Annotated in this window: 8 protein-coding genes; 4 read left to right on the plus strand and 4 right to left on the minus strand. The window is 69.1% G+C overall.

All coding sequences use genetic code 11. The features are described 5' to 3' along the window. Positions 1–62 precede the first annotated feature (62 nt). Positions 63–1,340 (plus strand): MFS transporter, encoded by a 1,278-nt coding sequence (locus tag AC3WLC_RS22895; RefSeq protein ID WP_493686217.1) that lies wholly within the window; start codon positions 63–65, stop codon positions 1,338–1,340. A 59-nt stretch (positions 1,341–1,399) separates the two neighbouring features. Here AC3WLC_RS22895 and AC3WLC_RS22900 read toward each other — a convergent pair whose 3' ends face one another. From AC3WLC_RS22900 to AC3WLC_RS22915, 4 genes are all read right to left on the minus strand, one after another. Beyond that, the gene (locus AC3WLC_RS22900) at positions 1,400–1,888 is read right to left on the minus strand and encodes a GlcG/HbpS family heme-binding protein (RefSeq protein WP_493686218.1); all 489 of its coding nucleotides are present in this window, start codon (positions 1,886–1,888) and stop codon (positions 1,400–1,402) included. Between the two features lie 98 nt (positions 1,889–1,986). Beyond that, positions 1,987–2,595, minus strand: coding sequence for a response regulator transcription factor (locus tag AC3WLC_RS22905; protein WP_493686219.1), 609 nt, complete (start codon positions 2,593–2,595; stop codon positions 1,987–1,989). Continuing rightward, positions 2,592–4,103 (minus strand): sensor histidine kinase, encoded by a 1,512-nt coding sequence (locus AC3WLC_RS22910; RefSeq protein WP_493686220.1) that lies wholly within the window; start codon positions 4,101–4,103, stop codon positions 2,592–2,594. The genes AC3WLC_RS22905 and AC3WLC_RS22910 overlap by 4 nt, the downstream gene beginning before the upstream one ends. Before the next feature lie 80 nt (positions 4,104–4,183). Further along, positions 4,184–5,158 (minus strand): sensor histidine kinase, encoded by a 975-nt coding sequence (locus AC3WLC_RS22915; protein ID WP_493686221.1) that lies wholly within the window; start codon positions 5,156–5,158, stop codon positions 4,184–4,186. 198 nt (positions 5,159–5,356) lie between these two features. Between AC3WLC_RS22915 and AC3WLC_RS22920 the strand changes: the two genes are divergently transcribed. The 3 genes from AC3WLC_RS22920 to AC3WLC_RS22930 all read left to right on the plus strand — a co-directional run bounded on the left by AC3WLC_RS22920 (position 5,357) and on the right by AC3WLC_RS22930 (position 8,879). Continuing rightward, positions 5,357–6,160, plus strand: coding sequence for a DeoR/GlpR family DNA-binding transcription regulator (locus tag AC3WLC_RS22920; RefSeq protein ID WP_493686222.1), 804 nt, complete (start codon positions 5,357–5,359; stop codon positions 6,158–6,160). 101 nt (positions 6,161–6,261) lie between these two features. Continuing rightward, a complete protein-coding gene (gene glpD, locus AC3WLC_RS22925) occupies positions 6,262–7,797 on the plus strand; it encodes a glycerol-3-phosphate dehydrogenase (protein WP_493686223.1) in 1,536 nt (511 codons plus the stop codon). Beyond that, positions 7,794–8,879, plus strand: coding sequence for an ABC transporter ATP-binding protein (locus tag AC3WLC_RS22930; protein ID WP_493686224.1), 1,086 nt, complete (start codon positions 7,794–7,796; stop codon positions 8,877–8,879). Before glpD ends, AC3WLC_RS22930 begins: the two co-directional genes overlap by 4 nt. The last annotated feature ends 1 nt before the right edge of the window (position 8,880 follow it).

Raw genomic sequence — 8,880 nt, forward strand, 5'->3', positions numbered from 1 at the left:
AAACCGACGTCGTTACACCGCAATGAGTTTCATAATGAAACCTATCTAGCGGAGACCCACCCATGCGACTGGACCCTGCGGCGGCGCCCGCCGGCGCCGCGAGCGCTGACGCACGCCCGTTATCCCCTCATCCGACAGCGCAGCTCTCGGCCGGCATGATCCTGCTCTTCGCGGTGGCGAGCGGGCTTGCTGTCGCCAACGCCTATTTCGCCCATCCGCTGCTCGACATCATCGCCGACGATCTCAAGCTCTCGCGTGCCACGGTCGGCCTCGTCGTCGGTGCGACGCAGCTCGGTTACGGGCTCGGGCTGATCCTGCTGGTGCCGCTCGGCGACCTCGTCGACCGGCGCAAGCTGGTCGTGCTGCAATCGCTGCTCTCGGTCGCGGCGCTGATCTGCGTCGCCGTCTCGGTCTCGGGTGCGATGCTGCTCGCAGCGATGGCGGCGATGGGTTTCCTCGCCGTGGTGACCCAGGCCTTCGTCGCCTATGCCGCGAGCTTGGCACGACCGGAGGAACGCGGTCAGGTCGTCGGCTCGGTCACGAGCGGAATCGTGCTCGGCATCCTGCTCGCCCGCGCCATAGCCGGCGCGACGGCCGACATCTCGGGCTGGCGGGCAGTCTATCTGCTCTCGGCGGTGGCGACGCTGATCATCGCCGCGATCCTGTTCTGGAATTTGCCGGCCGAGCGCAAGCCGTCGGCGCAGCTCTCCTATCCGCGCCTGATCGGCTCGCTCTTCACCTTGTTCCGGCAGGAGCGGGTGCTGCAAATCCGCGCGATCATCGCCATGCTGATCTTCGCCGACGTCACCACGCTGCTGACGCCGCTGGTGCTGCCGCTCGCCGCCCCGCCCTTCTCGCTGTCGCATACGGCGATCGGCCTGTTCGGCCTCGCCGGGGCGGCGGGGGCGCTCGGGGCAGCGCGGGCCGGCGCCTGGACCGACCACGGCCATGGCCAGCGCCTCACCGGCATCGCGCTCGCATTGATGCTGTTCGCCTGGCTGCCGATCGGATTGCTGCCGCAGTCGATCCTCTTCCTGATCGCCGGCGTGCTGATCCTCGATTTCGGCCTGCAGGCGGTGCACGTCACCAATCAGGCGATGATCTACCGCGTCCGGCCGGAGGCGCAGAGCCGGCTGACCGCCGGGTACATGGTGTTCTATTCGATCGGCAGCGCGCTGGGATCGTCGAGCTCGACGCTGGTCTACGCCCATGCCGGCTGGACCGGCGTCAGCCTGCTCGGCGCAGCCATCGCCGCGGTCGCGCTGCTGTTCTGGGCGGCGACGCTGAAGGCGATGCCCAATGAGGCGACGCGCGCCGTGACGGCGAAGCCTGCCGCCTGAAACGATCAGGGCCGCAGCCTCGCGGCAGCGGCCCTGACGCCCCCCTCACTGAAGACCGGTCACTTCAGCTTGGCGGCAATCGCCTGCAGGCCGGCATTGGCGCATTCCTCGTCGAGGTGGCCGCCCGGGGCGCCGCCGACGCCGACCGCAGCGATGACCTCGTCACCGACCTTCACCGGCACGCCGCCGCCGAGCAGCAGGAAACCGGGGATGTAGACGAGGTTGCGGGCGCCGGCATTGTTGGCGGCGGCTTCGGCCATGGCGCCGGTGTTGTTCTTGGCCGAGACCGAGGTGAAGGCCTTGGCGCGGCTGGCGTCGATGGTGTGCGGACCGGCGCGATCGGCGCGGATGGTGGCGAGCACGACGCCGCTGCGGTCGACCACGGTCGCGGCGACGTTGAAGTTCTTGGCGGAGCAGGCGGCGACGGTCGCCTGGGCGAGCTCGACGGCAAGCGCGGTCGGCAGGGCGCGAACCTGCGCAACCTGGGCCTGGGCGAGCGTCGGCAGGGCGATGGCGGCAGACATGATGGCGAGACGGGCGAACGACATGACGATCCCTCTGGTGACCACCGTTTCGGTGTGAGGGGACAATGCCGAAGCCGGCGCCGCGCTTGCATCCGGGCGATCCGCGCAAAGCTTACGTAGTTCTACCGATCGGCGCCGACGAGCTGCAGTCGGACCATCTCGGCGACCGAGGTCGTCTCCAGCTTCTCGGCGATATGGGCGCGGTGCGTGTCGACGGTGCGCGGCGAGATGGCGAGGGCGCGCGCGATCTCCTTGGTCGAGCGTCCCTCGGCGATCAGAGCGAGGATCTCGGCCTCGCGCTGCGACAGGCGGCCGAGCCTTTCACGCGATGAGGCGCTGCCGCTCTCGGCCGCGAGCATGCCGTCGAGCGCCGCCAGCGCCGCCTGGACGGTGTCGATCAACACCTGCTCATCGACCGGCTTGGTCAGGAAATCGGCGGCGCCGTTGCGGAAGGCGGCGCGGCAGGCCTCGACATCGCCATGGCCGGTGATGACGACCACTGGCCAGCGGCAGCGGGCGGCGGCGAGCCGCTCCTGCAGCTTCAGCCCGGTCAGGCGCGGCATGCGGATATCGGTGACGATGCAGCCCGGCCGCAAGCCCGGCAGCGCCTCCAGGAAGGCGGCGCCGTCGGCATGCGGCTGGACCTCGAGCCCGACGGTGCGCAGCAGGAAGCTCAGCGCCTCGCGCACCTCCCAATCGTCGTCGATCAGATGGACGAGCTGCCGGCTCATTCGGCCGCCTCCCGCGAAGCCCCGCTCGCGACGCGCGGCAGGCGGACACTGAAGACCGCGCCGCCCGCGGCGGCATTCTCGGCGGCGAGCGTGCCGTCGAAGCGCTCGACCAGGCGCACGCAGAGGGCAAGGCCGAGCCCGAGGCCGGCCGGCTTGGTGGTGAAGAAGGGCTCGAACAGGCGCGCCTGCGCTTCCGGCGACAGGCCGGGGCCATTGTCGCTGACCGCGAGCACGGCGTCGTTCCCTTGCGTGCCGACCTCGATGGTCACGCTGCGCTCGCCGTCGCGGCCCTCGACTGCCTCCAGCCCGTTGCGGGCGAGGTTGAAGACGACCTGTTCGAGCTGGACTCGGTCGGCCCGCACCAGCGGCCGGCTGCCGTCGCCGGCGACCCGCAGCGTCGCGCCGGCACTCAGAGTGTTCGCGGCAAGGAGGTGCACGACCTCGCCGGCGAGCTCGGTCAGGTCGACCGTCTCGACGACAGGCTCGGATTTGCTGATCCAGGCGCGCAGGCGCCCAAGGATGTCGCCGGCGCGGCGGGCATTGCGCGCGATCGCCTCGAAGGCGCCGGTCAGCACCGCCTGGTCCGCATCGGGCTGCGCCAGCAGGCGCCGCCCGGCCTGAGCCTGGCCCAGGATCGCGGTAAGGGGCTGGGTCAGTTCATGGGCGATGCCGGAGGCGAGCTCGCCCATCGCATTGACCCGCCCGGCATGGGCGAGACGCGCATCCTGCTCGGCGAGAGCTGCCTTACGCGCCGCCTCCTTCGCGGCACTGCGGGCTTCAAGCAGACGGTCGACCAGGAATGTGGCGAGGGCGACGAGCAGGCCCGCCAGGGCCAGAAAGCCCGGCGGCGGCAGCGGCCAGCTCGGCGCACTCGTTGTCAGCGTCAGGCGCAAGGGCTGGGTACGGCTGGCGATCTCGGCGCTGAAGGCGCGTGGCGGCTGGTCGCCTGGCTCGCCCGGCGCAATCAGCCGCAGATGGACCTGCGCATCGTCCGGCAGCGGCGTATCGCTCGCCGAGAGCCGGTTCATGTCGATGATCAGGGCGAGTGCATAGTGGCCGACACCGTCGGTAAGCGCCCGCTTGACCAGCAGCAATTTGCTGCCGCCGTCGAGGGCACGCGTGCGCAGGTTCGAGCCGACCGCCTGCCGCGCCTCCTCTGCGACGACAGCGGGATCGGCCGCGTCGAGCAGCGAGCGCGGCGGGCTCAGGGCGAGGTCGACGACATCGATACCGACGATGCGCGGATAGAAGCGGACGATGCTGGCCGCCACTTGCTCGACGGTCGCGATCGGCGCCGGCTCGGCGGCCTGAACCAGCGCCGACAGGCTGGTCAGATGGGCATCGTGCTGATCGACCCGCTGCGAGATCAGGCGGTGCAGGGTCCTCCCGGCCTCCTCCAGCGCGGCGGCGTCATGACTGCGCCGATTCAGCGAATAGGCGGCGCAGGCGAGCCCGAACGCGATGAGGCCCGCAACGAGGATGGCGGCGCGGCGCGACCTCCTCAGCATCAGCGTGTCGACCTCCTGCCGGAACCTGCCGGCAAGACTAACCGGTTTCGCGCCGCCATACAGTGGCCCGCGGCCGGCCGCTAGCCTTCCGCGAGGGCCGCGGTCGGCGCGTCGAGCGAGAGCACGATACCATCAGGCGCGAAATCGAGCCGCGCCGTGCCGCCGAGATAGCTGCCAAGCACTTTCTCGATCATCTGCGAGCCGAAGCCGCGCCGCTTCGGCGCCGTCACCGGCGGTCCGCCGCTTTCCTGCCAGCGGAAACGGAATTCGCCGCCCTGGTTGCTCCAGGAAACGTCGACATGGCCGCCTTCCTGCGAGAGCGCGCCGTATTTCACTGCATTGGTGCCGAGCTCGTGCAGGGCCAGCGCCATCGCCAGCGCGCATTTCGAGGACAGCGTCACCGAGGGCCCGTCGACGGCGAGGCGCTCGCCGGAGCGGTGAGGCGACAGCACGACCTCGACCAGCTGCGTGAGATCGGCGCCGTGGCGGCTCGCCATCATCAGGACGTCCTGCGCCGCTGCCAGCGCCTGCAAACGGTCGGAGAGGCGTCGTTTCACCATATCGAGCGGCTCGTCCGAGCCGCGCAGCGACTGGTTGACGATCCCCGAGACCATGGCGAGCAGGTTCTTGATGCGATGGTTCAATTCGCCCGCCAGCAGGCGATAGCGCTCCTCGCCGGCATGCATCTGCGTGATGTCGCGCGAGACGGAAAGAATCGCTTCCGGCTTGCCGTCGGCGGCAATGATCGGCGAAACCTGCACGTCCCAATAGCGCGGATTGCCAGCTGCGGTGTTGGCCGCCCCCTGGAAGCGGTAGCTGTTACCGGACCGCGCCGCCGCCAAGGCCGCCTGCGCCTCCGGGTAAGCGCCGCCTTCCCAAAATTGAATCCATGGACAGCCGCGGATCGCCTCGAAATCCTGGACCTCCATCACGCGCTGACCGCCCTCGCTCATGAATTCGAGCGTGCCGTCGAGGCCAATCACCTTGATGCAGTCGTCCGAGGCCGCCAGCACAGCGCGCAGGAAACGAGCATCCTTGTCGAGCTGTGTCGGCACAGGTGGGCCTTCGAGTCGGGGTGAAGACGATACAGTTCGACCGGTAGCGCGGCGTCTGTCAAACGCACATGTCTTTTGACAGGGTTGCACATCGCGAGTGCGTTCGGCAGCGCCCGCGATCGTTAGCCGCCGAACTCGATGCGGTTGACGGTGCCAGTCGGCGCGGTCAGCTTGGCGCCACGTCACGAGGAGCCGGATATGGAGAGCATCACGCCACGCCAGCGCGAGATCGTGGCGCTGGCCAGGGCGCAGGGACGCGTCAATGTCGAGGATTTGGCGGCGCGCTACGAGGTCAGCGCCCAGACCATCCGCAAGGACCTGAACCAGCTTTGCGACCAGCGCATCATGTCGCGGGTGCATGGCGGGGCGGTGGTGGCTTCCGGCGTCGAGAACCTCGCCTATGAGGCGCGGCGCTTCATCGCCCGCGATGAGAAGGCGGCGATCGGCCGGGCTGCGGCGGCGCTGATCCCGAACGAGGCTTCGCTCTTCATCAATATCGGCACGACCACCGAGGAGGTCGCGCGCGCGCTCACCGACCATCACGGCCTGCTGGTCATCACCAACAACCTGCATGTCGCGACCCTGCTCTACCCACATGAGAACATCGAGGTGATCGTCGCCGGCGGGCCGGTCCGGCGCTCGGATGGCGGCGTGATCGGCGCCGCCGCCGTCGACCTGATCCGGCAGTTCAAGGTCGACTATGCCGTGGTCGGCACCTCCGCCATCGACGAGGAAGGGGCGCTGCTCGATTTCGACTATCGCGAGGTTCGCGTCTCCCAGGCGATCATCGAGAACGCGAGGCAATGCCTGCTCGTCGCCGACAGCACCAAGTTCGAGCGCTCTGCCCCGGTGCGCATCGGCCATCTGCGCGATGTCGACGTCTTCGTCACCGACCGGCTCGACCCGGCGCCCCTACGCGAGCTCTGCCGCAGTGAGGGCATCAAGGTAGTCGAAACCGAAACGCTGATCGAGCATACGGCATACAGTCAAAGCGAAACCTGAAATTTTCACTTTGACTTTCGTTTTGCCGTTGCGCGCAAAAAAATCACGCTCTACCGTGCGTTGAAGAGGCGGCCGAAAGGGCTGCCTGCGGGAGGAAGCGTGTGACGGCTCCAGTGTTCGACATCGCCATCATCGGCGGCGGCGTGAACGGCTGCGGCATTGCACGCGATGCGGCCGGGCGTGGCGCTTCGGTCGTGCTGTTCGAGCAGTCGGATCTCGCCAGCGCGACGTCCTCGGCCTCGACCAAGCTGATCCATGGCGGGCTGCGCTATCTCGAGCACTACGAGTTCCGGCTGGTCCGCGAGGCGCTGACCGAGCGCGAGGTGATGTGGCGCGCAGCGCCGCACATCATCCGCCCCTTGCGCTTCGTGCTGCCGCACCATGCGGGCCTGCGGCCCTGGTGGATGCTGCGGATCGGCCTCTTCCTTTACGACCATCTCGGCGGCCGCAAGCTGCTGCCGGCGACGCGCTCGCTCGACCTGAAGCGCGACGCCGCCGGCGAACCCTTGCAGCCGCGCTTCGACCGCGCCTTCGAATATTCCGACTGCTGGGTCGAGGATGCCCGCCTCGTCGTGCTCAATGCCCGCGACGCGGCCGAGCATGGCGCCAGGATCCTGCCGCGCACCAAGGTCATCGGCGCGCGCCGCCAGGGCGATCTCTGGGTGGTCACGACCGAAGGTCCCGACGGCGTCCGGGCCGAGACGAGCGCGCGCGTGCTCGTCAACGCTGCCGGACCCTGGGTCGCCGACGTGCTCAACGGCATCGTCGCCAGCAATCGCCCGGCCTCGGTGCGGCTGGTCCAGGGCAGCCATATCGTGGTGCCGCGCCTGTTCGAGCACGATCGCTGCTACATCTTCCAGAACGCCGACGGCCGCATCATCTTCGCCATCCCCTATGAGGGCGACCTGACCCTGATCGGCACCACCGATAAGGACTATGACGGCGATCCGGCCAAGGTCGCCGCCAGCGAGGACGAGATCGCCTATCTCTGCGCCGCGGCGAGCGAGTATTTCCGCAAGCCGATCAAGCGCGAGGACGTGGTCTGGACCTATTCCGGCGTGCGCCCGCTCTATGACGACGGTGCCAGCAAGGCGCAGGAGGCGACGCGCGACTATGTGCTGACGCTGGACGAGCCGGCGGGCTCGGCACCGCTGCTCTCGGTCTTCGGTGGCAAGATCACCACGGCGCGCCGGCTGGCGGAAGCGGCGGTCGAGAAGCTGTCCGCGGCGGTTCCGGCCCTGCGCGCGCCGTCATGGACGGCAAAGGCGCACCTGCCCGGCGGCGATTTTCCGGTCGAGGGCTTCGAGGGATTGGTCGAGCGCATCGCCGCCGCCCGCCCCTGGCTCGAGCGCAAGCTGGCGCGCCGGCTCGCCCGCGCCTATGGCACCCGCGCCGAGACCCTGCTCGAAGGTGCCAAGGCGATGGCCGATCTCGGCCAGGTCTTCGGCGCCGACCTCACCGAGCACGAGGTCGCCTGGCTGATGAGCCAGGAATGGGCCGTGAGCGCCGAGGACGTGCTGTTCCGGCGCAGTAAGCTTGGCCTGCGCTTCTCGCCCGAGCAGCGCCGGGCGCTCGACGACTACATGGCGGCGAAGGCTTCGCCACCCGCTTCCGCCAAGATGGAGGCGCGCGGATGAGCCTGACGCTCGACAGTATCAGCCTGACGCGCGGCGCGCAGACCCTGCTCGCCGACATCTCGCTGACGCTGGAGAGGGGCTCGCTCAACGTGCTGCTCGGCGCGACGCTCGCCGGCAAGACCACGCTGATGCGCCTGATGGCCGGGCTCGACGCGCCCAGCAGCGGCAAGGTCCTGGTCGAGGGCCGCGACGTCACCGGGCTGCCGGTGCAGAAGCGCAATGTCGCGATGGTCTACCAGCAGTTCATCAACTACCCGGCCCTGTCGGTCTACGAGAACATCGCCTCGCCTCTGCGCGTCGCCGGCCTGCCGGCGAGCGAGATCGAGACCCGGGTGAAGAGCGCCGCGGCGCTGCTGCGGCTGGAGCCCTATCTCCAGCGCAAGCCGCTCGAACTCTCCGGCGGCCAGCAGCAGCGCACCGCGATCGCCCGCGCGCTGGTGAAGCGGGCCGAGCTCGTGCTGCTCGACGAGCCGCTCGCCAATCTCGACTACAAATTGCGCGAGGAGCTGCGCGAGGAATTGCCGCGCATCTTCGCCGAATCCGGCGCGATCTTCGTCTACGCCACCACCGAGCCGAGCGAGGCGCTGCTGCTCGGCGGCAATACCGCGACACTGTTCCAGGGTACGGTGACGCAGTTCGGGCCGACGGCGCAGGTCTACCGCCAGCCGGATGATCTCGTGACGGCACAGGTCTTCTCCGATCCGCCGCTCAACACGCTCGCCGGAACCAGGCAGGGCGGCGAGGTCAGGCTCTCGACCGGCCAGAGCATCCCGGCGACCGGGGCTTTCGCCGGCGTGCCCGACGGGCCCTATACGATCGGCTTCCGCGCCCATCATCTTGCGCTCGATGCGCTGCCGGCCCCGGCGATCGAACTCGAGGCGAATGTCTCGGTCTCCGAGATCACCGGCTCGGAATCCTTCGTCCATCTCGATGTCGGCGACCACCGCCTGATCGCGCTGGTGCCGGGCGTGCGGCGACTGGAGCCAAATGCTGCCGTCACGGCCTGGCTCGATCCCGCCCGCATCTTCCTGTTCGACGCCACCGGCCGGCTGGCGGCGGCGGCTCCGGCAAAGGCGGCGTGAG

Source organism: Allobosea sp. GW821-FHT03A12, assembly GCF_058986765.1.